Annotated in this window: 22 protein-coding genes and 1 pseudogene; 16 read left to right on the top strand and 7 right to left on the bottom strand. The window is 73.0% G+C overall.

Features of this window, described 5'->3' with window-relative positions:
• The first annotated feature begins 21 nt into the window (after positions 1 to 21).
• Entirely contained in the window at positions 22 to 1,464 is a 1,443-nt protein-coding gene (locus ABZT87_RS12645) for an MFS transporter (RefSeq protein ID WP_355135475.1), read from the top strand.
• Positions 1,461 to 2,975, top strand: a complete 1,515-nt coding sequence (locus tag ABZT87_RS12640; protein WP_355135473.1) for an aminotransferase class V-fold PLP-dependent enzyme — start codon at positions 1,461 to 1,463, stop codon at positions 2,973 to 2,975. Before ABZT87_RS12645 ends, ABZT87_RS12640 begins: the two co-directional genes overlap by 4 nt.
• A 46-nt stretch (positions 2,976 to 3,021) precedes the next feature.
• Here ABZT87_RS12640 and ABZT87_RS12635 read toward each other — a convergent pair whose 3' ends face one another.
• The 4 genes from ABZT87_RS12635 to ABZT87_RS12620 form a co-directional block, all read right to left on the bottom strand.
• On the bottom strand, positions 3,022 to 4,230 hold the full coding sequence (locus ABZT87_RS12635) for a hypothetical protein (RefSeq protein WP_354854375.1): 1,209 nt from the start codon (positions 4,228 to 4,230) through the stop codon (positions 3,022 to 3,024).
• The gene (locus ABZT87_RS12630; RefSeq protein WP_354854373.1) at positions 4,223 to 4,786 is read right to left on the bottom strand and encodes a SigE family RNA polymerase sigma factor; all 564 of its coding nucleotides are present in this window, start codon (positions 4,784 to 4,786) and stop codon (positions 4,223 to 4,225) included. Before ABZT87_RS12630 ends, ABZT87_RS12635 begins: the two co-directional genes overlap by 8 nt.
• Positions 4,787 to 4,966: 180 nt before the next feature.
• Entirely contained in the window at positions 4,967 to 6,172 is a 1,206-nt protein-coding gene (locus ABZT87_RS12625) for a hypothetical protein (RefSeq protein WP_355067710.1), read from the bottom strand.
• Positions 6,165 to 6,701, bottom strand: coding sequence for a SigE family RNA polymerase sigma factor (locus ABZT87_RS12620; RefSeq protein ID WP_354854369.1), 537 nt, complete (start codon positions 6,699 to 6,701; stop codon positions 6,165 to 6,167). The genes ABZT87_RS12625 and ABZT87_RS12620 overlap by 8 nt, the downstream gene beginning before the upstream one ends.
• 177 nt (positions 6,702 to 6,878) lie before the next feature.
• Here ABZT87_RS12620 and ABZT87_RS12615 point away from each other — a divergent pair, with 177 nt between their 5' ends.
• Positions 6,879 to 7,460 (top strand): NADH-quinone oxidoreductase subunit B family protein, encoded by a 582-nt coding sequence (locus tag ABZT87_RS12615; RefSeq protein ID WP_354854368.1) that lies wholly within the window; start codon positions 6,879 to 6,881, stop codon positions 7,458 to 7,460.
• 76 nt (positions 7,461 to 7,536) lie between these two features.
• Positions 7,537 to 8,853 carry a DUF2252 domain-containing protein gene (locus ABZT87_RS12610; protein ID WP_354854367.1) on the top strand — a complete coding sequence of 439 codons (1,317 nt, stop codon included), beginning with the start codon at positions 7,537 to 7,539 and terminating at the stop codon, positions 8,851 to 8,853.
• A 17-nt stretch (positions 8,854 to 8,870) separates the two neighbouring features.
• Here the strand turns inward: ABZT87_RS12610 and ABZT87_RS12605 are convergent, their stop codons facing one another.
• A complete protein-coding gene (locus ABZT87_RS12605) occupies positions 8,871 to 9,917 on the bottom strand; it encodes a glucose 1-dehydrogenase (protein WP_355067709.1) in 1,047 nt (348 codons plus the stop codon).
• Positions 9,918 to 10,033: 116 nt separating this feature from the next.
• Between ABZT87_RS12605 and ABZT87_RS12600 the strand changes: the two are divergent.
• Together ABZT87_RS12600 and ABZT87_RS12595 are read left to right on the top strand one after the other, a co-directional pair.
• Positions 10,034 to 10,600 (top strand): annotated as a pseudogene (locus ABZT87_RS12600) (NADH-quinone oxidoreductase subunit C); the annotation flags it as partial.
• A gap of 323 nt (positions 10,601 to 10,923) precedes the next feature.
• Positions 10,924 to 11,886 carry a complex I subunit 1 family protein gene (locus ABZT87_RS12595; protein ID WP_355135471.1) on the top strand — a complete coding sequence of 321 codons (963 nt, stop codon included), beginning with the start codon at positions 10,924 to 10,926 and terminating at the stop codon, positions 11,884 to 11,886.
• Positions 11,887 to 11,923: 37 nt separating this feature from the next.
• Here the strand turns inward: ABZT87_RS12595 and ABZT87_RS12590 are convergent, their stop codons facing one another.
• On the bottom strand, positions 11,924 to 12,943 hold the full coding sequence (locus ABZT87_RS12590) for a glutathione S-transferase C-terminal domain-containing protein (RefSeq protein ID WP_355135469.1): 1,020 nt from the start codon (positions 12,941 to 12,943) through the stop codon (positions 11,924 to 11,926).
• A gap of 116 nt (positions 12,944 to 13,059) precedes the next feature.
• Here ABZT87_RS12590 and ABZT87_RS12585 point away from each other — a divergent pair, with 116 nt between their 5' ends.
• The gene (locus ABZT87_RS12585) at positions 13,060 to 13,488 is read left to right on the top strand and encodes an ester cyclase (protein WP_355135467.1); all 429 of its coding nucleotides are present in this window, start codon (positions 13,060 to 13,062) and stop codon (positions 13,486 to 13,488) included.
• Here ABZT87_RS12585 and ABZT87_RS12580 read toward each other — a convergent pair.
• Positions 13,469 to 14,044: a Uma2 family endonuclease gene (locus ABZT87_RS12580; protein ID WP_355135465.1), complete on the bottom strand. Its 576-nt coding sequence runs from the start codon at positions 14,042 to 14,044 to the stop codon at positions 13,469 to 13,471. The genes ABZT87_RS12585 and ABZT87_RS12580 overlap by 20 nt on opposite strands.
• Before the next feature lie 95 nt (positions 14,045 to 14,139).
• Here ABZT87_RS12580 and ABZT87_RS12575 point away from each other — a divergent pair, with 95 nt between their 5' ends.
• The 9 genes from ABZT87_RS12575 to ABZT87_RS12535 all read left to right on the top strand — a co-directional run bounded on the left by ABZT87_RS12575 (position 14,140) and on the right by ABZT87_RS12535 (position 23,811).
• Positions 14,140 to 14,751 (top strand): NADH-quinone oxidoreductase subunit I, encoded by a 612-nt coding sequence (locus ABZT87_RS12575; RefSeq protein ID WP_354854356.1) that lies wholly within the window; start codon positions 14,140 to 14,142, stop codon positions 14,749 to 14,751.
• A gap of 100 nt (positions 14,752 to 14,851) precedes the next feature.
• On the top strand, positions 14,852 to 15,403 hold the full coding sequence (locus ABZT87_RS12570; protein WP_355135463.1) for an NADH-quinone oxidoreductase subunit J: 552 nt from the start codon (positions 14,852 to 14,854) through the stop codon (positions 15,401 to 15,403).
• Positions 15,400 to 15,753, top strand: a complete 354-nt coding sequence (gene nuoK, locus ABZT87_RS12565) for an NADH-quinone oxidoreductase subunit NuoK (protein ID WP_355135461.1) — start codon at positions 15,400 to 15,402, stop codon at positions 15,751 to 15,753. Before ABZT87_RS12570 ends, nuoK begins: the two co-directional genes overlap by 4 nt.
• Entirely contained in the window at positions 15,750 to 17,684 is a 1,935-nt protein-coding gene (locus ABZT87_RS12560; RefSeq protein ID WP_355067700.1) for an NADH-quinone oxidoreductase subunit L, read from the top strand. The genes nuoK and ABZT87_RS12560 overlap by 4 nt, the downstream gene beginning before the upstream one ends.
• Positions 17,681 to 19,189 (top strand): NADH-quinone oxidoreductase subunit M, encoded by a 1,509-nt coding sequence (locus ABZT87_RS12555; RefSeq protein ID WP_355067698.1) that lies wholly within the window; start codon positions 17,681 to 17,683, stop codon positions 19,187 to 19,189. Before ABZT87_RS12560 ends, ABZT87_RS12555 begins: the two co-directional genes overlap by 4 nt.
• Before the next feature lie 40 nt (positions 19,190 to 19,229).
• Positions 19,230 to 20,708 carry a proton-conducting transporter membrane subunit gene (locus ABZT87_RS12550; protein WP_355135459.1) on the top strand — a complete coding sequence of 493 codons (1,479 nt, stop codon included), beginning with the start codon at positions 19,230 to 19,232 and terminating at the stop codon, positions 20,706 to 20,708.
• A gap of 111 nt (positions 20,709 to 20,819) precedes the next feature.
• Positions 20,820 to 21,695, top strand: a complete 876-nt coding sequence (gene htpX / locus ABZT87_RS12545; RefSeq protein ID WP_354854345.1) for a zinc metalloprotease HtpX — start codon at positions 20,820 to 20,822, stop codon at positions 21,693 to 21,695.
• A 141-nt stretch (positions 21,696 to 21,836) separates the two neighbouring features.
• The gene (locus tag ABZT87_RS12540; RefSeq protein ID WP_355135457.1) at positions 21,837 to 23,096 is read left to right on the top strand and encodes an MFS transporter; all 1,260 of its coding nucleotides are present in this window, start codon (positions 21,837 to 21,839) and stop codon (positions 23,094 to 23,096) included.
• A 190-nt stretch (positions 23,097 to 23,286) separates the two neighbouring features.
• Positions 23,287 to 23,811: a dihydrofolate reductase family protein gene (locus tag ABZT87_RS12535; RefSeq protein WP_354854341.1), complete on the top strand. Its 525-nt coding sequence runs from the start codon at positions 23,287 to 23,289 to the stop codon at positions 23,809 to 23,811.
• The last annotated feature ends 16 nt before the right edge of the window (positions 23,812 to 23,827 follow it).

Raw genomic sequence — 23,827 nt, 5'->3', positions numbered from 1 at the left:
ACGTGAGTAACATTCGGCCCCATGAACCAGCCGCCGGGCGCCGCCGGCCTGCCCGCCGTCGGCCCGGATGCGGCCAGCCTGCCCGCCGCCGGTCGGCTGCCCCGCCCGGTACACGCCGGGTACGCGCTCGGCTCGCTGGCCACCGGCGCGTTCGGCACGGTGCCCGGTCTGCTGCTGCTGCCGTACCTGACCGACACGCTCGGCGTGGCCGCCGGGCTCGCCGCCCTGCTGGTCCTGCTGCCCAAGGCATGGGACGTGCTGGTCAACCCGGTCGCCGGGCGGATTTCCGACCGCACCCGGTCGCGCTGGGGCGCACGCCGGCCGTACCTGCTCGTCGCCGGTCTCGCGCTCGCCGTGCTCTTCGCGGCCATCTTCGCCGCGCCGTTCGGCAACGGGCCGGCCGCCGCGGCGTACGTGGCGCTCGCCTTCCTCGCCACGGCCACCGCGTTCGCCTTCTTCCAGGTGCCGTACGTGGCGATGCCCGCCGAGATGACCGACGACTACGCCGAGCGCACGCGGCTGATGACCTGGCGGATCGCCGTGCTGGCGCTGACCATCCTGGTCTCCGGCGCGGTGGCCCCGCTGGTCGTGAGGGTCGGCGGCGACGGCGTGCCCGGGCACCGCTGGATGGGCCTGTTCGTGGCGGCGCTCATAGTCGTCGGCGCCCTCGGCGCGTTCCTCGGCACCCGGTCCGCGCCCGGTGGCGTGGTAGGCGCCAGCGAGCCGACACTGCGCGCCCAGCTCGCCGTGGCGGCCGCCAACCGGCCGTTCCGGGCGCTGCTGGTCTGCTTCGTGGTGCAGTCCGCCGGCGTGGCGACCATCCTCGCCGGGGTCAACTACTTCGCCGGGCAGATCCTGCGCGACGAGCAGAGTGGGCCGACCCTCCTCTTCGCCTGCTTCGTCGGGCCGGCGCTGCTGGTGATGCCGCTCTGGTCCCGCGTCGGCGCCCGGTTGGGCAAGCGGTCGGCCCTGGTCGCCGCCGGGCTGATCCTCGCCGCCGGGGCGCTCGCCCTGGTCGCCGCCCCGCTGCTGCCCCTGGTCGTCGTCTACCTGGTGGTCGCGGTCATCGGCGTCGGGTACGCCGGGCAGCAGGTGTTCGCGCTGGCCATGCTCCCGGACTGCATCGCGTACGACACGGCGCGGACCGGCCGCCGGCAGGCGGGCGTCTTCACCGGCCTGTGGACCGCCGGGGAGACCCTCGGCCTGGCCCTCGGCCCGGGCGTGTACGGGCTGGTGCTCCAGCTCTCCGGCTACGTCTCCTCCGACACCGGCACGGCTGCCGCCCAGTCCGACACGGCGCGACTGGGCGTTCTCCTCGGCTTCACGATCATCCCGGCCCTGTTGCTGGGCCCGCCGATCCTGCTCCTGCGCCGCTACACCCTGACCCCCGCCGTCCTGGCCTCCACGCGGGGCCAGCACACCACGGCGGTGGGCCGCATCGAGAAGGGCACGACGATTCCATGATCGACGAGAACACGGTCGGGGCGGGGGCGCTGTCCCGCGACGGGGTGGCCGCGGACGTCGCGCTGGCGGAGGTTCGACGGCTGCGCGCGGGCGACCGGCCCACCCACGGCGGGCGGCTGTTCGCGTACGTGTACGACCCGGCGGTGCCAGGGCTCGACGACCTCGCCGCCGCCGCGCACCGGGAGAGCGCGCACGTCAACGGGCTCGACCCGACCGCGTTCCCGTCCCTGCTGGCCATGGAGAACGCGCTCGTCGGCGCTGCCGGCCGGGTGCTCGGCGGCGGGCCGGGCACGACCGCACCCGACGTGGTCGGCAGCGTCACCAGCGGCGGCACCGAATCGCTGATCCTCGCCGTCAAGGCGGCCCGGGACGCCCACCCGGAGATCACCGCACCCCGGATCGTGGTGCCGGCGAGCGCCCACGCCGCGTTCGCCAAGGCGGCGCACTACCTGCGGGTGGCGCTGGACGTGGTGCCGGTCTCGGTGGACACTCTGCGCCCCGACCCGGCCGCGATGGCCGCCGCGATCCGCCCGGAGACGGTGCTTGTCGCCTGCTCCGCGCCCTCGTACGCGCACGGGGTGGTGGACCCGGTGGCCGAGATCGCCGCCGTGGCCGCCGACGCCGGGGTGCGCTGTCACGTCGACGCCTGCTTCGGCGGCTGGACCCTGCCGTACCTGCGTCGTCTCGGCGAGCCGGTGCCGGCGTTCGACTTCACGGTGCCCGGGGTCGCCTCCATCTCGGTCGACCTGCACAAGTACGCGTACGCGCCGAAGGGCGTGTCGGTGCTGCTGCACCGCGACGCCGCGGGACGCGCCCCGCAGTACTTCGCGTACGCGGACTGGCCGGGCTACACCATGATCAATCCGGTGATCGCGTCCACCCGCTCGGGCGGGCCGATCGCCGCCGCGTACGCCACCCTGCGGCACCTCGGCGACGCCGGCTACCTGCGACTGGCCGCCGTGACCCGGGACGCGGTCGCCGGCCTGGCCGACGCGGTCCGCGCCGTCGACGGTCTGCGGCTGCTGGCCGAGCCGGAGTCGACAGTGGTCTGCTTCACCGCCACCGAGGATGGACCCGACCTGTTCGTCCTGGTGGACGAGCTGACCGCGCGTGGCTGGCACACCCAGCCCCAGCTGTCGTACGCCGGTCTGCCGGCCAGCGTGCACCTCACGGTGACCGCCTCGGTCGCGCCCCGGGTGGCGGAGTTCGGCCCGGATCTCGCCGCCGCGGTGGCGGCGGCCCACGCGGCCGGCCCGGTGCGGCTGCCCGCCGAGTTGGCGTCCCTGGTTGGCGCCCTCACCCCCGAGGCGCTGACCCCGGAGGTGGTGGTCGGCCTGGCCGCCGGGCTCGGCCTGGGTGGCGGGGCCGACACAGGTGCGGCGGGGCCTCTGCCGGACCGGATGGCGCTGGTGAACACGCTGCTCGACGCCGCCCCGCCGGCGCTGCGCGAACGCCTGCTGGTCGAGTTCGTCGGTCTGCTGCAACGCCCCACCTGGGGTTCGGACGACTGAACGCCGGTGCCCCACCCCGATCGGGGTGGGGCAGCGGACGTCCCGCTCAGAGCACGCCGGGCAGTTCCACACGGTTGTCCTTGTCGTTGAGATCGCGCCACCGTCGGTCCTGAGCGTCGAAGTGCGTGACATGGAAGGCCCGTGTCATCGCGTCGGCGCCCGAACGGTCGGGCATCAGGTGCACGAAGGTGTAGCGCCGCGACTCACCGGCCGGCACCCCCGGCAGCAGGCACGAGTCGTTGTCGTCTGCTGCCGCCACCTTCGGGTCGCACCGGGACCAGTCGCCACCCGTCGGCTCACCCAGGTTGAAGCCGCGCAGCTCGACCTGTGCCGCATCGACCGGTCCCGCGTTCCTCACGGTGAAGACGGTGGTCAGCTTGCGGCCACCCGGGGCGTCGACAAGCGTGTGAGTCATGCTCAGCCGCAGGTCGGTGAGCCGCGGATCCTTGCCGAACTTCGTGGGACCGTCGGTCTGGGTGAACCGGCCCCCCGTGAACCGGTAGGTGCGCAGCTGTTCCTGCGGCCAGTAGGACGGGGTGTCGCAGCAGGGTTGCAGGTCGGCCACCCGCACCTGGACCGCACCGGCCGCGGTGACCTCCAGGCCGCGAATGTCCTCGACACCGTCGGTGGTCCGCACGACTCTGCCGAGCGTCACGATCCGCCCACTGTCGTCCCGGTCGAAGGCGACTACCTGCTTCGCCGACGCCTCGCCGTACCGGCAGGAGATGGCGGCGACAGTCTCCTCGGCGCCGTCCCCGTCCAGGTCGGCGTGGCTCACCTTCAGGTCGGTGAGCAGCGGAATGTAGTTGTTGATGGAGCTTGTCACCAGCCGCACCTTCGACGTGGTGCAGGTCGACGGCACGATCGGCGGCCAGGCCGGCAGGTCCAGGCGGGCAGCGAGCAGCTGCGTCCGGCTGATCCGGCCGTCCGGGGCGTCGGGGTCGGCCGTGGGTGTGGAATTCGGCGATTGGCTGACCGACGGTGTGGGCGGCGGCGGTGCCGTCGTCGGCGGGGACGTCGGGTCGACGGACTCGGCCGGGACCGGCGGCGTGCGGTCGCCTTTCAGCGCGGCGTTGGCGACGACCGGTGCCAGCACTAGGACGACCGCCGCCGCGGCGACGGCCACCACCCTCGTCTGCCGGCGCCGACGCAGGGTGCGTCGGGCCTGGTCGGGACCGGGACCGACGACCCGGGTGGTGACATCGGTGCGGTACGCGGTGAACCGCTCGCGCAGTCGCGGTTCGAGATCAGACATCGGACACCCCCTCGGTGTTCTCGTCCAGCAGTCCGGCAAGGGCGGCCCGGCCGCGGTGCAGCCAGGACTTGACGGTGCCCTCGGCCACCCCTTCCTGAAGAGCGATCTGATTGACCGACAGGTCGGCCAGGTAGTGCAGGATGACGGCCCGCCGGTGGTTGGCGGGCAGTTGCGCGAGCGCCGCGTCGATGGCCACCCGGTCCGGTGTCGGGCCGTCCACCTCGGCCTCGGTGCGCCGCTGGCGCAGAAGGTGGTTGCGGGCCGTGCGCAGCCGACGCCAGCGGCTGCGGGCCAGGTTCCAGGCGACCCGGCGAACCCAGGCCACCGGATCGTCGTACCGGACCAGGCGGTCCCAGCGCGCCAGCGCCCGGCAGAACGCCTCTTGGGCCAGATCCTGAGCGTGGCCCAGATCCCCCGTGTACGCGCACAGTTGGGCGGTCACGCTCCGGAAGTGCGCGTGGTAGAAGTCGTCGAAGGTGATCGCCGCCGCGTTCAGCCCTGCGGCCGTCAACGCCGCCGGTGGTTCGTTGGCGCGGGCTCCCATCGTTGCTGTCACTGCCCCTCCCCGTTGGCGCCGGGGCCGGTGCCCTGGCGCCGGTAACACTTCAGTGCGGCGTACGAGGTTGCGGCCCGAACGGCCGCGAATCTGACAGTCGGCACGAGGGACGCGACGGTTGGCACGCCGACACGGCCGCGCTCGGTGAGCGCGGCCGTGTCCCGTCCCGGTCGGGTCGGCTCAACGGTAGGTGATCACCACCGTGTTGTCCGGGTCGTAGACCTCCTGCACGAAGTCGAAGCTCGCGTCCATCGGGCGGCCGTCCACGTCGGCCTTCCCCGTGCCGACCGTGGTGCCGGCGGCGACCCGGAAGCCCAGCGTGAGCCGGACCTCCTTGCCGGCCCCGAGCTGGTTCAGGTCGCAGGTCAGCGGATCCCGGGTCTTCTCCGGGTCGTTGCGGCAGGCCGCCCAGCCGTCCCCGTCAGGGCGGACCGCCGCCGGTAGGCCGAGCCGCAGGGCCACGTAGGCGGCGGGTCCGCCGCCCCCGTTGCGGATGCGTACGGTGATCGTGCCGGTCCGGGAGCCGTCCGGCGCGTCGGCCAGCACGAGGTTCGTGGCGCTGACCACGAGGTTGACGTCGTGCGGGTTCGGCCCGAAGCTCGTCGGCCCGGAGACCTGCGCGAAGGACCCGCCCTTGAAGCGGTAGCCCCGCCACTGTCGCTGTGACCACTCACCGGGCCAGCCACCACCGGGCGCGATGTCGCCGACCTGCACCCGCACGGTGCCGTCGTCCACCACGTCGAGGGCGAACAACCACTGCGGCTTGTCGATGCTCGTCGTGACCACCCGGCCCAGTGTGACGATCTTGCCCTGCTGGTCGCGGTCGAAGGCGACCACCTGCATGGGTCCGCCGGAGCCGAGCACGCACTGCACCAGCGCCACCGCCTCCACCGTGCCGTCCCCGTCGACGTCCCCCTGGTCGAGCGCCAGCAGCCAGTTGACGCCCTCACGGTCGTCACCGCTGAGCCGGACGCCCGACGTGGGGCATCCCCGCCCGGCTCGCCACGCGGGCAGGGTCACCGCCGCGCCGAGCAGTTGGGCCCGGCTGATCTTCCCGCTCGGGGCGGTGGAGGTCGGGCTGCCGCTCGTGACGGACGGGCCGGGGGTCGGGCTCGCCGTGCCGCTCGGCGTGGGCGACGCGGAGATGGTCGGCGTGGGGTCGACCGGGCCCGGCTCGCGATCCGGGCCGCTCATCGCCGCGTACCCGACGGCGGCCCCGCCGAACAGCGCGAGCACCGTCGCGGTGGTGGTGGCCAGCCGGCGACGGCCGCGCCCGGTTGCCGTCCGCCGCACGGCGGCGGGCCCGGGCACCTCGACCTCCGCCAGCACGGTACGGCGGTAGTGGGTGAACTCGTCGGCGAGGCCGAGGATCTCCTGCTCAGACATCTCGCACCTCCTCGTTGGTGTCGCGCAGGTGCGTCGCGAGGGCCGCCCGTCCCCGGTGCAGCCAGGACTTGACGGTCCCCTCGGCGACCCGTTCCTGGGCGGCGATCTCGGCGACCGTCAGGTCGGCGAGGTAGTGCAGCACGACAGCCCGTCGCTGCTTCGGCGGCAGCTTGGCCAGCGCGGTGTCGAGGGCGACCCGGTCCGGGCTCGGCTCGGCGACGTGTGTCTCGCGTTGCCGCAGCAGCCAGGCCTGCGCGGTCCGCAACCGTCGCCAGCGGTTGTGGCCGAGGTTCCAGGCGACCCGGCGCACCCAGGCCAGCGGATCGTCGTACCGGGCGAGCCGGCCCCAGTGGGTGTACGCCCGGCAGAAGGCCTCCTGAACCAGGTCCTGCGCCTGCCCACGATCACCGGTGTACGCCGTGAGCTGCACCACCAGCGATCGGAAGTGGGCGTGGTAGAAGTCGTCGAAGGCCAGTTCGGCAGTCGCGGGGATGGGGCTTCCCGGCGGGTCGGGGGGCGGTCCGCCCACCCGTACTTCTCTCGTCACAAGCACTCGTCCTCCCCGTGGTGGGCGCAGGCGGCGTGTTCGCCAGCACCGGTCACACACTCGGCCGCGCCCGCCGGTTGCGGTCGAACCGGTGGGGTTGCCTGTCCGGTCCGTGACAAGCGGCTGTGATTCACTGTGGGATGAGGAGAGGGGACGTCCGTGCAGCTACCGGCAGTGCTCGGTGAGCCGATCCGGTTCGTGCTGAACTGGGGGCGCCGCTACTCGCTCTGGGTGTTCAACTTCGGCCTGGCCTGCTGCGCGATCGAGTTCATCGCCACCAGCATGGGTCGGCACGACTTCATCCGGCTGGGTGTGATTCCGTTCGCCCACGGCCCCCGGCAGGCCGATCTCATGGTGGTCTCCGGCACCGTGACCGACAAGATGGCCCCGGCCATCAAGCGGCTCTACGACCAGATGCCCGAGCCGAAGTACGTCATCTCGTTCGGCGCGTGCTCCAACTGCGGCGGCCCCTACTGGGACTCGTACTCGGTGACCAAGGGCGTCGACCAGCTCATCCCCGTCGACGTCTACGTGCCCGGCTGCCCGCCGCGCCCAGAGGCGCTGCTGCACGGCATCCTGCGCCTGCAGGAGAAGATCGCCGCCGAACAGTCCGGCATCGGCGGAGTGCCGCAGCGGGATCTGCTCGCCGCGCCGCTGGACGCCCCGCCCCGCGAGGCCGCCGCCCCGCGCTCCGTCGACTCCCTCACCGCCCCGCCGGTCCGCCCACCCGCCGCACACTGACGAACGGCCCGCCGTGCGGAGGGGACCGCTCGATTGCTCGACGTGGGGGCTGGTCGGGCCCGGTTAACCTGCGCTCATGAGCAATTCCGTGGACCAGCGGTCCGCCCACATCATCGACGTGCTCACCGAGGAGTTCGGCGCGTCGATGGCAATCGACCCGGCGGCCTTCCGCCGCAAGTTCCGCAAGATGGCCGCGTCGCCGTTCGCCTTCTACCGGGGCAGCGCCGCGCTGTTCTACGCCGACCAGCGTGGCGACTTCGCCGACGACCGTTTCCTCGACGAGCGGACCGGCCGGGTGTGGATCCACGGCGACCTGCACGCGGAGAACTTCGGCACCTACATGAACGCCTCCGGGCAGTTGGTGTTCAACGTCAACGACTTCGACGAGGCGTACGTCGGGCCGTTCACCTGGGACCTGCGCCGGCTCGCGGCCAGCGTGGCGCTGCTCGGCTACAGCAAGGCCCTCTCCGACACGGTGATCGGTGAACTGGTGGCCGGCTTCGCCCGCTCCTACCTGACCGAGCTGCGGGCGATCGCCGCCGGCGGAGACGACGCCATCGGCTCGATCACCCTGGAGAACGCCGACGGGGTGCTGCGTCGGGTGCTCCAGCAGGCCCGCCTCAACACGCGGGTCGACCTGCTCGCCGAGCAGACCACCGTCGACAACTACGAGCGGCGGTTCTCCATCGGAGACGGGGTCTTCGAGGTCGACGGGAAGACCCGGGACCGGGTTCTCGCCGCCTTCGAGGAGTACCTGGGGACTCTGCCGACCGCCTCGGCCCGGCTGCGCCCGGTGGCGACGCGGATCAAGGACGTGGTGCTGCGCAAGGGAGTCGGCATCGGTTCGGCCGGCCTGCCGTCGTACAACCTGCTGCTGGAGGGGCACACGCAGGCGCTGGAGAACGACGTCGTGATCTACATGAAGCAGGCGCAGGTCCCGGCGGTGGCCCGCTACTCGACCGACGACTCGGTACGCGGCTACTTCCAGCACCAGGGTCACCGGACCGCCGAGTCGCAGCGGGCGTTGCAGGCGCACGCCGACCCGTGGCTGGGCTTCACCGAGCTGGACGGCGCCGGTCAGCTCGTCGCCGAGGTCTCCCCGTACGCGGCCGACCTGGACTGGTCCGACGTCAACGAGCCGGACGAGCTGACCGGGGTGCTTGCCGACCTTGGCCGGGCGGTGGCCCGGATGCACTCGGTCGCCGACGACGAGTCCAGTCACGACCTGGTGGACTACTCCACCGAGGAGGCGATCGTCGCCGCCGTGGACACCGACGAGTCGGGCTTCGTCACCCACCTGGTGGACTTCGCGCACGCGTACGGGGTGCGTGCCCGTCAGGATCACCAGCTCTTCGTGGACCTGTTCCGCAACGGCCGGCTACCCGGCATCTGACGTCGCCGGGCCGCCGGTCAGGAGGCGAACTCCAGCACCACCTTGATGTCGTCCGGCCCGGAGGTGTACGCGTCGGCGTACCTGTTCACCGGGACCCGTCGGGTGATCAGTGAGGAGAGCCAGACCTGGTCGGCGCGGGTGAGTGCCTGCGCGGCCATGGTCCAGTGTCGCCGGTTGGCGTTCACCGAGCCGAACACCACGTTGTTCTCCAGCACCAGCGCCCGGTTGAGCGCCCCGGCGTCGAAGTCGATGCTCCGGCCGCCGCTGGACACCCCCGCCAGGCAGACGATGCCGGTCGGCGCCGCCTTGCACATGACGTCGAGGACGACCGTGGGCGCGCCGGTGCACTCGATCACCACGTCCGGCTCGAAGGGCAGGTCGTTGACCGGCACCGCGTGGTAGGTGGCGCCGAGCCCGGCGACCAGTTCCGGCTTGGGGCCGTCGGTGGCCCGGTCCAAAACGTGGACGGTGAGCCCGCGCTGGGTGCCGAGCAGCGCGGCCAGCAGCCCGATCGGCCCGGCGCCGGTCACCAGGACCGTGTGCGGCTGCCACTCGGCCCGGTGGCCGATCCGCTCGATGTGGTCCCACGCCTTGGCCACCACGCTGGTCGGCTCCAACAGCACGCCGACCTGGGCCAGCGCCGGATCCAGCTTGACCGCGAACTGGGGCTCGATCCGCCAGCGGTCCCGGGCGAACCCGGGTAGCGCCTTGATGCCGTGCTCGGTGAACTGACCGTTGCGGCACATGTCCCACTCGCCGACCGCGCAGTTGGGACAGGGCACCGGGTCGGGATGCCGGACGATGCCGGCCACCAGGTCGCCGGGTTGCAGGGCGCCGCTCGGGTCCTCCAGCACCCGGCCCAGCGACTCGTGCCCGATGACCAGGCGGTCCGCGCCCGGCGGCGCCTCGCCGTACTCCCCGGCGATGATCTCGTGGTCGGTGCCGCAGATTCCCACGGCCAGTGCCTCGACCAGGACCGCGCCTTCCTCGGGCGCCGGCTCCGGCTGATCCTCGGCGAGGCTCAGCGAGTTGGCGACCCCGGGTTTCACAGTGACAGCGCGCACGCCCTCATCTTTCCCCGCCGACTGGCCCGCTGCCCAGTAAAGCGGGCAGATCACCGGGGATCGGTCGTGGACCGCGGGCCGGGTCGGCACCCGGCCGACGCCCTAGGATCAGCGGCATGACTGAGGAAGAGGTCGGCGCTCGGCTGGTCGCGCTGCTCGCGCCGGTCGAGGCGACCCCGTCGGTCTCCGGCGGGCAGCGGTTCGCCCGGGCCACCGTCGACGTACCCCCGACGAGTTGGTCGGCCGCCGTCCGCGCGGCCCGCGACGACAGCGAGCTGGCCTGCGACTTCTTCGACTGGCTCTCCGCCGTCGATGAGTTGGCCGAGGGCTTCGACGTGGTGGCGCACCTCTGGTCGACGCGGTTGCGACACGGCGTGCTGCTACGCACGCGGGTGCCCCGCGACGCGCCCTCGGTGGCCTCGGTGGTCGACGTCTACCCGGGTGCCGCCTGGCACGAGCGGGAGACCCACGAGATGTTCGGCATCGACTTCGACGGCCACGGGGAGCTGCGACCGCTGCTGCTGCCCCCGGAGTTCGAGGGCCACCCGCTGCGCAAGGAGTTCGTGCTCGCCTCCCGCGTGGCGAAGCCCTGGCCGGGCGCGAAGGAGCCGGGCGAGTCGGAGGCCGGCGGTGGCCGTCGACCGATCCGCCCGCCGGGCGTGCCCGCTCCGGGCGAGTGGGGAACGACGCCGACTCCGGCCGGCGCGGGTGGCGTGGGGGAGGGTCCACGCGGCGGCACCCCGGCCCGACCAGCTGGCGAGCGACCCGCACGGCCGGCGCCGGGGACCCGTCCGGCGCGTACTCCCCGGGCCGCCGGCCCCGCCGACGACCCGGCACCGGCCGCCCAGCCCGCGCCCGGCGCAGGCCCGGCCGATCAGCCGGTGTCCGGCGCAGGCCCGGCCGACCAGCCGGTGTCCGGCGCAGGCCCGGCCGCGTCGGGCGGCGAGGCGGTCGCGGACCCGCCGGGCCGCGACGACCGGACCGACCACGACGGGGGTACGGCCTGATGCCGCTCTGGGTGGAGCTGGTGCTCCGGGTGGGCGGCGTGCTCGTCGCGTTCCTCACCCTGCCGCTGCTCGTCGGCCAGGCCGAGCACAAGGTGATGGCGCACATGCAGGGCCGCCTCGGCCCGATGTACGCGGGTGGCTTCCACGGTTGGGCGCAACTCGTGGCGGACGGCGTCAAGTTCGTGCAGAAGGAGGACATCACCCCGCGCGAGGCGGACCGGGCGGTGTTCCGGCTGGCGCCCGCGGTGGCCCTGGTGCCGTACCTGCTGGTGCTGCTGGTCATTCCGCTCGGCCCGAACGACCTGGTCGGCCAACCGTTGGACATCGGCCTGTTCTTCGTGCTGGCCGTGGTCGGCGTCGGGGTGGTGGCGGTGCTCATGTCGGCGTGGGCGTCGGCCAACAAGTACAGCCTGCTCGGCGGGCTGCGCGGGGCCGCCCAGTTGCTCGGTTACGAGCTGCCGCTGGTGCTGGCCGCCGCCTCGGTGGCGATGGCGGCCGGCACGCTGAGCCTGTCCGGCATCGTCGAGGCGTGGCAGCCGTGGTGGCTGCTCTGGCAGGCGCCCGCGATGATCATCTTCTTCGTCGCCGGGCTGGCCGAGATCCGCCGGCCGCCATTCGACATGCCGGTGGCCGACTCGGAGCTGGTCTTCGGTTACATGACCGAGTACACGGGGCTGCGGTTCGCGTTCTTCCTGCTCGCCGAGTACGTCGGCATCGTGGTGATCGCCGCGCTGACCACGGTGCTGTTCCTCGGTGGCTGGCAGGGCCCGTTCGCCGACGAGCACCTGGGCTGGCTGTGGACCCTGCTCAAGGTCTTCGCCGTGGCCTTCGTGATCATCTGGCTGCGGGTGTCCTACCCCCGGCTGCGCGAGGACCAGCTGCAACGCCTCTGCTGGCTGGTCCTCGTGCCCGCCTCCCTGGCGCAGTTGGTCCTCACCGCAGCGGTCCGCGTCGCCCTCTAACCCCGCCCCCTCCCGCCCCCGCCGGGAGGGGTGTGGGTCAGCGCAGCGGGGTGTGGGCCGGGTCCACGGGCTCGGCCGGGGGCGGGGGTGGGGTGCCGTCGCCGAAGGGGCGGCCACCCAGAGCTTCCCGGCCGTGCGGGGTGACCCAGTTGGACAGGTCGGGGCCGAGCGGCACGATTCCGGTCGGGTTGATGTCGCGGTGCACCTGGTAGTAGTGCCGCTTGATGTGGTCGAAGTCGATGGTGTCGCCGAACCCGGGGGTCTGGAACAGGTCCCGGGCGTACGCCCACAGCACCGGCATCTCGCTCAGCTTCTGCCGGTTGCACTTGAAGTGGCCGTGATAGACCGGGTCGAAGCGGACCAGCGTGGTGAACAGCCGCACGTCGGCCTCGGTGATGGTGTCGCCCACCAGGTACCGCTGGTCGGTCAGCCGCTCGCTCAACCAGTCCAGCCGGTCGAACAGGCGGTGGTACGCCTTGTCGTACGCCTCCTGGCTGCCCGCGAAGCCGCACCGGTAGACGCCGTTGTTGACGTCGCGGAACACCACACTGTTGACCTCGTCGATCTGCTCCCGCAGGTGCTCGGGGTAGAGCTGGGGTGCGCCCTCTCGGTGGTACGCGGTCCACTCGGTGGACAGGTCCAGGCTCATCTGCGCGTAGTCGTTGGTCACCACCTGCCCGGTCGGCACGTCCACCATCGCCGGCACGGTGATGCCGCGCTCGTAGTCGGGGAAGCGCGCAAAGAACGCCTCCTGGAGGCGCTCGATGCCGAGCACCGGGTCCCGCCCACCCGGGTCGAGGTCGAAGGTCCAGCTCCGGGCGTCGTGGGTCGGGCCGGCCACCGCCATCGAGATGGCGTCCTCCAGGCCGAGCAGCCGTCGCACGATGATCAGGCGGTTGGCCCACGGGCAGGCTCGGCTGACCACCAGCCGGTACCGGCCCGGCTCGACCGGGTAGCCGTCCCGCCCGTCCGCGGTGATCCGGGTGGCGATGTACCGCTGGTCCCGGGTGAACTCGCCACCCGGCTCGACGTACTTCCCGCCTGTTTCCTCGCCCACGTCATCCTCCGGTCTGTTGCCGCCTCCGTCCCATCCTCGCGGATCTCCGGTCCGGCTGTGTGGTGCGGCTCAACCTGGCCCGGCTCGGGGCCGGCCCGTCCGGATACCCTGCCGGCATGACGGATGTGGAGGTGGCGGCCCGGCGCTTCATCGCCGACGTGTGGAACGCCCGCCGGGAGGAGTCGGCCCACGAGTTGATCGCCGAGGAGTGCCCCGGGCTGGGCGGCACCGGGCCGGAGGCGACGCTGGCCTGGCACCGCGAGCGCCGAGCGGCCTTCCCGGACCTGCGCTACAAGATCGTTGACGTGGTCGCCGCCGGTGAGCGGGTGGCTGTGCACTGGCGGGCGGCCGGCACCCACGCCGGGCAGTTCGGGCCGGTGCCGCCGACCGGCCAGGTGGTCAGCTACTCCGGGGCGACGTTCCTGCGCTTCGACACGGCCGGCCGGATCGTCGAGGTGTGGAGCTGCAACGAACTGTTCCAGCTCCTCCAACAGCTCGGCGTCGAGATGCTCCCGCCGACCGTCGTCAGCGGACCCGGGGCGTGATCCGGCTGATCGGCAGGTTGATCGGGAACGGCTCGCCGGTGTCGACGAACTTCGTCCACCGCCCGGTCTCGGTGTAGACCTCGTTCACGGCGTCGATCCGGTAGGTGACGACCTCCAACGCGCCACCCTCCGTCTCGATACGCCAGTAGAACGGGATGCCGGCCTGGGCGTACAGCGCCGGCTTCAACACCCGGTCGATTGAGCGGGTGCTCGGTGAGACGATCTCGATGGCCAGGACCACCTCGTGCGGCTCGTACTTCGACGGTTCGCGCGCCGCCGCGGTAGCGGTGGTGATCAGCACGTCGGGGATGAAGGAGCGGGTGCGGTTGATCCGCACCTCGACGCCCTGGGTCACGTCGTAGCCGTCGGGGCAGTCCTCGTCGAGCGCGGCCATCAGTCTGCCGGCGATGGTCTGGTGGGTGCGGGTGGGGGAGGGGGACATCAGCAGCATTCCATCGAGCAGTTCCCGGCGGCGGCCGTCCTCGGGCAGCGCATCCAGATCGTCAGTCGTCCATCCGCTCTCGGGCGGGTAGTCGCTCTGCAGCGCGGCGGTCATGAGCGGGTCCTTCCAGGTGCGTCGTTCTCCCCACGACCACGATACCGCCGTGGACCTGTGGGTGGTGGTCGCGCGCGCCGGGGCCACAGGGCAGGATGGTCCACATGACCGACCCCAGCGAGCACGGCGACCCGGCGGGCGGCGCCACCGAGCGCGGCCTGCCCGGCGCGGGCCTGGTCAAGGGGCTGGCGGTCACCCTCAAGACGATGACCAGCCGCTCGACCACGCAGCAGTACCCGGACGTCGCCCCCGAGCTGCCGCCGCGCTCGCGCGGCGTGATTGCGCTGTCCGAGGAGAACTGCACGGTCTGCATGCTCTGCGCCCGCGAGTGCCCGGACTGGTGCATCTACATCGACTCCCACAAGGAGGAGGTGGCGGTGCCTGGCGCCGCCCGCCCCCGCCAGCGCAACGTGCTGGACAAGTTCGACATCGACTTCTCGCTCTGCATGTACTGCGGCATCTGCATCGAGGTCTGCCCGTTCGACGCGCTCTACTGGTCTCCGGAATTCGAGTACGCCGAGTACGACATCAAGGACCTGCTGCACGACAAGGACCACCTCGGTCAGTGGATGGCCACGGTTCCACCGCCGCCGGCGCACGACCCGAACGGCGAGCCGGCCAAGGAGGAGACCGCGGCGGCCCGCAAGGCCGCGCGTTCGGTCCCACCGGCGGTACGTCCCGACGCCGACCCGGGTCCCGCGTCGTGACCGCCCGCGTCGTGACGGCACAGGTCCTGACGGCACACGTCGTGACGGGACGCGTTGTGACGCGGCCAGGCGCGGCCCGACCCGGCGGAAGGGCGGCCCGGTGACCGGCGCGGATCTGCTGCTGCTCGCCCTGGGCGCGGTCGCGGTGGGCGCCGGCGTGCTGGTGGTGACCACGAAGCACCTGGTCCGGGCCGGGCTCTACCTGGTGGTCTGCCTGGGCGCGTTGGCCGGCGACTATCTGGTGCTCGGCGCCGAGCTGGTCGCCTGGGTGCAGGTGCTGATCTATGTGGGCGCGGTGGTGGTGCTGCTGTTGTTTGCGGTGATGCTGACGCGGGCCCCGATCGGGGCCTCCGACGATCTGGACCGGCCCGGCTGGCCCGCCGCGCTGATCGGCGGCGGCGCCGGCCTGGGGCTGAGCGTCCTGCTGGTCGACGCGTACCGCTGGAGCACCGTCACGATGCCCGGCGCGGGCACGGCCGAGCGGCTGGGCGAGCAGATCTTCACCTCCTGGGTGCTGCCGTTCGAGGTGCTCTCCGTCCTGCTGCTGTCCGCCCTGGTGGGCGCGGTGGTGCTGTCCCGGCCGGACATCGGCCGGCGCGGCGACGACGCCGAGGCACCGGCGAGGAGCATGGCCTCCGGGGGGCGCCGGTGAGGCCCGTCATCCCGTACGTGACCGCCGCGCTGCTGTTCGGCCTCGGCGTGTACGGCGTGCTGCGCCGACGCAACGCCGTGCTGGTGCTGATGGCGGTCGAGTTGATGCTCAACGCGGTGAACCTCATCCTGGTCACGGCGGACACCACCGTTCGTGCGGCGCTGCCGCACTCCGGTCAGGTCTTCGCGCTGTTCGTCATCGTGCTCGCCGCCGCGGAGATCGGGGTGGGGCTGGCGATCGTCCTTCAGCTCTATCGCCTGCGGGCCACCGTGGCGGTTGATGACGTGGCGTTGACCGAGCCGCCGGTGCCCGCGCGGGCCGCCGGCCAGAACGCGGAGGCGGGTCGGTGACCGGGCTGCTCGGGGCGGTGCTGCCCGCCGTGCCGCTGGTCGCCGGCCTGCTCGGTCTGCTGCTGCCGCCGGCCCCGCGTCACCCGGGCGGAGCGGCCGGAGGTGACCGGGCCCGGACGGCCGCCGTGACGATCGGCGTGGCCGGCGCGGTCGGCGCGCTGGCGTTGGCCGTCGCCCTGCTGGTGGCGGTCGACGGTCCGACCCAGACGTCGACGACCTGGGTCGACATCGGCGGGCTGAGGGTGACCCTCGGCGTACGCCTGGACGGCGCCGCCGCGCTGGTCGCCGTCGCGGTCACCGCGGTGGCCCTGGCCGTGCAGGTCTATTCGATCGGCTATCTGCGGCGCGGCCCCCACGACGACGTCGACGTCGACCACCGCTACCCGCCGTACGCCGCCCAGATCAGCCTCTTCACCGGTGCGATGCTGCTGGTGGTGGTCTCCGGCGATCTGATCATGCTGCTGGTCGGCTGGGAGGTGATGGGCCTCTGCTCGTACCTGCTCATCGCCCACGACCGCCGGCTCGCGGGCGCACCGGCCGCCGCGATGAAGGCGTTCCTGGTGACCCGGGTCGGTGATGTCGGCTTCCTGCTCGGCATCGTGCTGCTCGGCGTGTCGACGGGCAGCTTCCGGATCGCCGACGTGCTCGCGCACGACCACTCCGGCGTGACGCTGACCGCCGCCGGCCTGTTGCTGCTGGCCGGGGTGGCCGGCAAGAGCGCGCAGTTCCCGCTGCACACCTGGCTGCCGGACGCGATGGCCGGCCCGACGCCGATCTCCGCGCTGATCCACGCCGCGACGATGGTGGCCGCCGGGGTGTACGCGGTGACCCGCCTCTACCCGCTGTTCACGGCCGCTCCGGTCACGTTGACCGTGCTCGGGGTGCTCGGCGCGATCACCCTGCTGCTCGGGGCGCTCGCCGCCACCGCCCAGGACGACATCAAGCGGGTGCTGGCCTGGTCGACCGTGTCCCAGCTCGGCTACATGACCGGCGCGCTGGCCGTCGGCTCACCGTCGGCGGCGCTGTTCCACCTGCTCACCCACGCCGCGTTCAAGGCGCTGCTGTTCCTCGCCGCCGGCGCGGTGATCCACGCCGTGGGCACCACGCTGATGTCGGAGATGGGTGGTCTGCGCCGCAGCATGCCGGTGACGTTCTGGTGCACCGTGATCGGCCTCGGGGCCCTCGCCGGTGTGCCGCCGCTGGCCGGCTTCTGGAGCAAGGACGGCGTGTTGACGGTCGCCGAGTCGGCCGCGCTGGAGGGCACCGGGCCGGCGCCGTCGTGGGTGGGTTGGCTGGTCTGGCTGGCCGGGTTGCTCGGTGTGGCGATCACCGCCTGGTACGCGGGCCGGCTGCTGCTGCGGGCCTTCTTCGGCGAGCCCCGGCTGCCGCTGGTCGCGCCGCACGATCCTCCGGCGGTGCTGCGGTGGCCGGTACTGCTGTTGGCCGTGCCGGCCGCGCTGCTCGGCCTGGCCGGGTTCGTGGGCGCGTTCGCCGACCGGCTGCGGTTCGCCACCGTGCCGGTCGCCGGTGCGGAGGACGGCCTGGTCCACGTCGGGCCGGCGCTGCTGCTGCCGCTGGCTCTGCTGGCGGTCGGCGCGGGGTTGGTGTGGGTGCGCTGGCAGCGGGACCGGGCCGCCGACCCGGCGACCGCGCTGGGTCCGCTGCGGCCGGTCTTCGCCCGCGCGTTCCGGCTCGACGACGTCCAGCACGCCCTTGTCGTACGCCCCGTCCGGGCGCTGGCCCGCCTCGCGCGCAGCGGCGACGAGGTGGTGGTCGACGGGGCCGTCGAGGGCAGCGGCCGGGCTGCCTCCGGCCTGGGCGCCGGGCTCGCCGCGCTGCACCGGGCGGCGCTGCCCCGGGCCGCCGCTGGTGTGCTGGCCGGCGCCCTGCTGATCGGCCTGGCCGCCGCCATGCTGGGAGCGATCCGATGACGCTTGGGCAGGTTCTGCTTGTCGCCGTGCTGGTGGTGCCGGCGGTGGGCGCGGTCGCGGTGGCGGCGACTCCACGGGACCGGGCCGCACGGATCGTCGGGACGGTCGCGGCGGCGCTGACCCTGCTGGCCGCCGTACCGCTGGTGTTCGGTGGGCGGGGGTGGTTCGCCTGGTCGGCCGGTACGCCTGCGGTGCGCCCCTGGCATCAGGTGGACCTGCCCTGGGTGCCCGGCCTGGATCTGCGCTTCCACCTCGGCGTCGACGGCATCTCCTGGCCGCTGGTGGTGCTGACCGCGCTGCTCACTCTGCTCTGCTGCGCGTACACGGTGTGGCGGGTGCCGGACGGCGGCAGCGGCCGGGCGTTGGTGGCCCTGCTGCTGGTGGTCGAGGTGGGCATCCTCGGCACGTTCCTCGCCCTGGACCTGGTGCTGTTCTTCCTCTTCTTCGAGGTCGTCCTGCTGCCGATGTACGCGATCATCGCCGGCTGGGGTGGCGCGGACCGGCGGCGGGCGGCCCGCAAGTTCGCGCTCTACACCCTCTTCGGGTCGGTGCTGCTGCTGGTCGGCGTGTACGTCGTGGTCGCCGCGGCGGGCACCGCCGACGTGGTCGCGCTGACCGGTGGGGGCGGGCTGTCCCGGGGCACCCAGTTGGCCGCGTTCACGTTGCTCGCGCTCGCGTTCGCGGTGAAGAGTCCACTCTGGCCGCTGCACTCCTGGCTGCCCGACGCGCACACGCAGGCCCCGACGGTGGGCAGCGTCGTGCTGGCGGGCGTGCTGCTCAAGATGGGCACGTACGGGCTGATCCGGGTGGCGGTGGGGGTGGCGCCCGAGGGCGCCCGCTGGGCCGCGCCGGTGCTCGGCGTGCTGGCGGTCGCCGCGATCCTGGTCGGTTCGCTTGTCTGCCTGGCCCAGGCTGAGGTGAAGCGGCTCATCGCGTATTCCAGCGTGGGGCACATGGGCTTCGTCCTGCTGGGCGTCGCCACGCTGACCGCCACCGGCATCCAGGCGGCCCTGATCGGCAACGTCGCGCACGGCGTGATCACCGGCCTGCTGTTCTTCCTCGCGGGCGCCGTGAAGGACCGTACCGGCACGGGTGCGCTCGCCGAGCTGTCCGGGCTGCGGGAGACCGCGCCCCGGCTGGCGGGTCTGCTGGCGTTCGCGGCGATCGCGTCGCTCGGCCTGCCCGGGCTGGCCGGCTTCTGGGGGGAGGCGTTCGCGGTGGTCGCGGCGATCCAGGTGGGCGGCCCGCTGTGGATCACCCTCGGGGTGCTGGCGGCGGTCGGTGGCGCGCTCACGGCCGCGTACTTCCTGCGGTTGTTGCGCCAGGTCACCCACGGCCGGCCGAGCCCCGCGGTGGGCCGGGTCGGCTCCGGGCTGGCCGGCGCGGAGCTGACCGCGTGGGCGCCGCTGGTGCTGCTCGCGCTGGCCATCGGCCTGGTCCCGGCGCTGGTCCTCGGCGTCGCCGAGGCGCCCGTCGACGCCCTGATCGGGGTGGTCTCCCGATGAGCACCGCACAGCGGGTGGACGCGAACGACGGCAGGCCCGAATGAGCGCCGTGCAGAGCGTGGACAGCGTGGCGTTGCTGCCGGCGTACCTGGCGGCCGGCACCGCCGTACTCGTGCTGATCATCGATCTTGTCCTGGCGCGGCCTCGGGTCACGGTCGCGGTGGCCGCGCTCGGCGCGCTCGGTACCGCCGTCGGCGCCGCCGTGGTCGGTGCGGGCGGCGAGCGGCGGACGTTCTGCGTCGGCGCCGACTGCTCCTGGGTCTTCGGCGGGCGGGCGGCCCTGGTCGCCGCGGTGGTGGCGCTGCTCACCCTGGGTGTGCTCGGGCTGTCGGTGCCGGCGCTGCGGGCCGGGCGGTCACCGGTGGGGGAGTACGCCTTCCTGCTCGCCTGCTCGATGACCGGCGGTGTGGTGCTCGGCGCGGCCGGCGACCTGATCACCCTGATCGTGGCCCTGGAGACGCTGACCCTGCCGCTGTACGTGCTGGTCGGCCTGCGCCGGGGCAGCCTGGCCAGCGCCGAGGCGGCGGTGACGTTCTTCGTCGTGAGCGTGGTGGCCACCACGATCACCCTGCTCGGCGCCGCGCTGCTGTACGCGGTGACCGGGTCGCTGCACCTGGACCGGCTCGGTGCCCTGCTGGCCGAGCGGTCGGAGCTGCGCGACCTGCCGCTGACCACCGCCGCCGTGGCGCTGCTGCTGCTCGGGCTGGCCTTCAAGGTGGCGGCGGTGCCGTTCCACGCCTGGGCGCCGGCCACCTACGACGGCGCTCCGCTGCCGGTGGCCGCGTACCTGTCGACGGCGTCGAAGCTGGGTGGCCTCGTCGCGTTGCTGGCCGTGGTGCAGCGGGCGCTGCCGGCGGACCAGACCGGCCCGGTGCTCGCCCTGCTGGCGGTGCTCACGATGACCGTCGGCAACCTGGTGGCGCTGCGCCAGCGGCGTACCGTCCGGCTGCTCGCCTGGTCCTCGGTGGCGCAGGCCGGCTACATCCTGGCCCCGCTGGGTGCGTTGGCGCTGGCCGCCGGCCGCACGGGCGAGGCGCGGTCCGCCGCGTACGCCGCCGCGGTGGCGTACGCCGTCTTCTTCGTGGTGTTGGAGCTGGCTGCGTTCGCCGGGGTGACCGCGCTGCGCCCGGTGGGTGCGGACGGCGGCACGCTTGACGACCTGCGCGGGGCGGCCCGCCGGCACCCGTGGCGGGGCGCGGCGCTCGGTCTCGCGCTTGTGGGTCTGGCCGGGCTGCCGCCGGGCCTGGCCGGGCTGTTCGCGAAGGTGACGGTGGTCCGGTCGCTGCTGGACGGCGGCGCGGCCTGGCTGGCGCTGGTGGTGGCGTTGAACGCGGTGATCGGGTTGGCGTACTACCTGCGGGTCACGGCCGCGCTGTGGGCGCCGACGGCGACATCGGGTGCCGCGGCGCCGGCCGTACCGCTGGGGGGTGTGGTGGCGGCGGTGCTGGCGGTGGCCACGGTGGCCGCCGTGGTGCTGGGCTGCGCCCCGCAGCTGGTGCTGGATCTGGCCGCCCGCTGACCTGCGACCCCAATCTCAGTGAGTTCTCAGCGTTGAGACGGATGGTTGACGGGTACCGGGTTGTTGAACCGGTCAGCGGATCCCGGCGATCCGTGCACCGAAGGAGAGATCGTGCACCACAACCGTCTGAAGACCGCCGCGCTGCTCGGTCTGCTCACCGCCCTGATCCTCGCGGTGGGCTACTGGTTCGGCGGCAGTGGCGGCCTGGTCATCGCCGTCCTCATCTCACTGGTCATGAACGGCATTTCCTACTTCTACTCCGACAAGCTCGCGCTGCGCTCGATGCGGGCGCAACCGGTCAGCGAGGCGCAGTTCCCCGAGCTGTACCGGATGGTGCGCGAACTCGCGACCGAAGCCCGGCAGCCCATGCCGCGCCTGTACGTCAGCCCGACCGCTCAGCCCAACGCGTTCGCCACCGGGCGTAACCCGCAGCACGCGGCGGTCTGCGTGACCCAGGGCATCACCGAGATCCTGGATTACCGGGAGCTGCGGGGTGTGATCGGGCACGAGCTGTCCCACGTCTACAACCGGGACATCCTGATCTCCAGCGTCGCGGCCGGTCTGGCCGGCATCATCACCTTCCTGGCGAACATCGCCTGGTTCATCCCGCTGGGCGGTGGGGACGACGAGGATTCGCCCAACCCGGCAGTCCTGCTGCTGACCCTGATCCTCGGCCCGATCGCGGCCACGGTGATCCAGTTGGCGATCAGCCGCAGCCGTGAGTTCCAGGCCGACCAGTCGGGCGCCGAGCTGAGCCGGGACCCGCTGGCCCTGGCCAGCGCCCTGCGCAAGATCGACGCCGTGGCCCGGCAACGCCCGCTGCCCGCCCAGGGCACGCTCACCAGCACCGCCCACCTGATGATCGCCAACCCGTTCTCCGGTGGCGCGGTGGCCGCGCTCTTCTCCACCCACCCCAAGATGGAGGACCGGGTCGCCCGGCTGGAGCGGATGGCCGCCAACTCGGGGCCCGTGCAGTTCCAGCGCTGATCTTTCCTGCACTCCGCCCGCACCCGCTCGCCTCCGGTGCGGGCGGAGTGCTGTGTCGGGGCCGATATCCGGTACTGCCCGCCCGACCGGCGGCGTTAGGGTCATAACCGCTCACGCTCATTACATGCTCGGAGGTTCACGGTGGCCGCGCTGCGTCAGTACCTGGGTGTCTGGCGGATCCCCGGTGCGCCGATCCTGCTGGTCACCGGCATCATCGGGCGACTCGGAATCGGCATGACGCCGCTGGCGCTGCTGCTGGTGGTCGAGCAGGTGACCGGCCGGTACGCGCTGGCCGCCGTTGCCGGCGGCATCTACGCCGTCGCCGGCGCCGCGCTCAGCCCGGTGGCCGGGCGGATCGCCGACCGGGTCGGTCCGAGCCCGGTGCTGCTCGTCACCGCCGTGGCTCACCCGCTGGCGCTCATCGGACTGCTGCTGGCCAGCCGTTCGGGCGACGACGCCCTCGCCGCCATCTACCTGACGGCCGGCGTCGCCGGTGCGACGTACCCGCCGCTCACCGCCGCCATCCGCGGCGCCTGGAACGAGCTGACCAGCCCCGCCTCCGGCCGGTACGCCCTGCGCAACACCGCCCTGGCCGCGGAGACCTCACTGTTCGAGATCGTGTTCGTGCTCGGCCCGCTGCTCGTGGCCGGCTTCGTGCTGGTCGCCGACGCAGCCGCCGCGCTGATCGGGGCAGCGGTCGTCACCCTGGTGGGCACCACCGCCGTCGCCCTCGGTCGCGTGATGCGCGGATGGCGTCCGCACCCGCGCGAACACCACGCCCGTGGGCTCGGCCCGCTGCGGGTCGGTGGCTTCCCGGCCCTGCTGGTCTGCGTGGCCGGGCTGGGCATCGCCTTCGGCGCCGCCGGTGTAATCGTTCCGGCGTACGCCGGCAACGCCACCACCGACGATCCGGAGAGCCTGGCCGGGCTGTTGCTGGCGGTCTGGGGAGTCGGCAGCGCGATCGGCGGCTTGTGGTTCGGCGTCCGTCGGCCCGCGCCGAACATGACCCGCCAGTTCGCCCTGCTGCTCGCCGCGCTGGCCGGCACCTTCGTGGTGTTCGCGGTGATGCCCACGCCACTGGCGCTGGGCGTGGCGCTGATCGTCGGTGGGGCCACCATCGCGCCGGCGCTGACCCTGGAGAACACCCTGGTCGGCCGGATCGCCCCGGCCGGCATGCTGAACGAGGCGTACACCTGGGTGGTCACGGTGGCCGTGGCGGCGAGCGCCGCCGGCGGCTCGGTGGCCGGCCTGATCGTGGATCACGCCGGGGGCGTGCCGTGGGCCTTCGTCTTCGCCGGGGTGGCGGTGGCCGTCGGGGCCGCGGTCGCCGCGCTGCCCGCCGGGCCCATCGCCCGGGCAGAAGCCTCGGCGGTACGCGCCGAAGAGCCCGTCCCCGTCTGATCCCTCACCGGCCGGCTCGGTCCGGCCAGGCCCCGCGCCTTGATCGACTCGGGTTCCTGCAAGTCGCGGTGTCCCGTTGACGAGGACGCCCCGACATCCAGAAACCCGAGTCGATCTCAGTGGACGTGCCCCCGATGGCTTCTGCCGCCGTGCGGCGTCCATCAGAATGGGCATCGACGAGGGGGGAACCATGGCCAAGCTGCTCTACTCCGCGACCGCGTCGCTCGACGGCTACATCGCAGGCCCCGACGGGGACATGTCCTGGCTGACCGAACACCTCACGATCGACAACCCGACCGCGGACCGCGTCCTGGCCAACGTCGGCGCGATCCTGGCCGGCAACCGCACCTTCGGCGGCGACGACCCCAACCGAGGGACCGAGAAGGAAGGCGCGTTCGGCGGCCGGTACCACGGACCGGTGTTCGTGCTGACCCACCAGCCGCCGGCCGAGCCCCCGGACGGCATCACGTTCGTCGGCGACCTGCACACCGCTGTCGAGCAGGCCAAGGCGGCGGCCGGCGACACATACGTGAACGTCCTCGGCGCCGACATCGCCCGGCAGTGCGTCCGGGCTGGCCTGCTCGACGAGATCCTGATCTTCTTCGCTCCGGTGCTGCTCGGAGACGGGGTGCGCATGTTCGACGACCCGGGCGGCGCACGGGTGCGGCTGACGCCCATCCCGGGCGAGACCACGCACTGGTACAGCGTGGGGTGAACCGCTCGGCAACCGT

Source organism: Micromonospora sp. NPDC005237 (genome assembly GCF_040607775.1).
Classification (GTDB): domain Bacteria; phylum Actinomycetota; class Actinomycetes; order Mycobacteriales; family Micromonosporaceae; genus Micromonospora.
The sequence above is the reverse complement of the archived record's forward strand: the minus strand, read 5'-3'. Positions and strand labels throughout refer to the sequence as shown.